The organism is Bacillota bacterium, from assembly GCA_024655925.1.
Lineage (GTDB): Bacteria > Bacillota > DTU025 > DTU025 > JANLFS01 > JANLFS01.
Genome location: JANLFS010000142.1, coordinates 4891 through 5766, shown reverse-complemented (window position 1 = coordinate 5766; position 876 = coordinate 4891). Strand labels below are relative to the sequence as shown.

2 protein-coding genes are annotated in these 876 nt (G+C 56.5%); both read right to left on the bottom strand.

Features of this window, described 5'->3' with window-relative positions; all coding sequences use genetic code 11:
• A partial coding sequence (groEL, locus tag NUW23_14825) for a chaperonin GroEL (GenBank protein ID MCR4427434.1) occupies positions 1-683 on the bottom strand: 683 nt, incomplete at its 3' end.
• 63 nt (positions 684-746) lie between these two features.
• The coding region (locus NUW23_14820) for a co-chaperone GroES (GenBank protein ID MCR4427433.1) at positions 747-876 on the bottom strand (130 nt) is incomplete at its 5' end.

Below are 876 nucleotides of genomic sequence, written 5' to 3'. Positions count from 1 at the left end.
TTGGAGATCTTCTTCTCATGGATCAGAATATAGGGGTCCTCGAGGACCGCCTCCATCGCCTCAGCGTTGGTGACGAAGTAGGGAGAAATGTAGCCCTTGTCGAACTCCATACCTTCGACCTGTTCGACGGTGGTTTCGAGCCCTTTGGACTCCTCGACTGTGATGACCCCGTCTTTGCCGACCTTATCCATGGCCTCGGCGATCCACTGGCCGATGGCATCCTCGTTGCCTGCAATGGACGCGACGTGGGCGATGTCTTCCTTCCCCACGACGGGGATAGAGAGTTTCTTGAGTTCGTCGACGACAACTGATACGGCCCTGTCGATGCCCCTCTTCAGGAACATGGGGTTGGCGCCTGCGGTGACATTCCGCAGGCCTTCGTGGACGATGACCTGAGCGAGGACTGTCGCGGTCGTAGTGCCGTCTCCGGCGACATCATTGGTCTTAGAGGCGACTTCCTTGCACAATTGCGCCCCCATATTCTCGTACGCGTCCTCGAGCTCGATTTCCTTGGCGACGGTTACACCGTCCTTCGTGATGACCGGGGACCCAAACTTGCGCTCGAGCACAACGTTGCGGCCTTTGGGACCCAGTGTGACTTTGACTGCGGACGCGACCGTGTTTACGCCCTTCTCAAGAGAAGTGCGGGCATCTGCGTTGAACGCCAGCTGCTTTGCGCCCATATTAAGTACCTCCTTCGAATACACAAGAGATCACGGTTGATCGGGGAAAGCAGACTCGAGACTCTACTCGACGGCAAGGATGTCCGATTCCCTGAGAATCAAATGCTCGACACCGTCGATCTTGATCTCGGTTCCACCGTACTTGGCGTACACTACCTTGTCTCCCACCTTGACCTCGACTGGGATTCGTTTG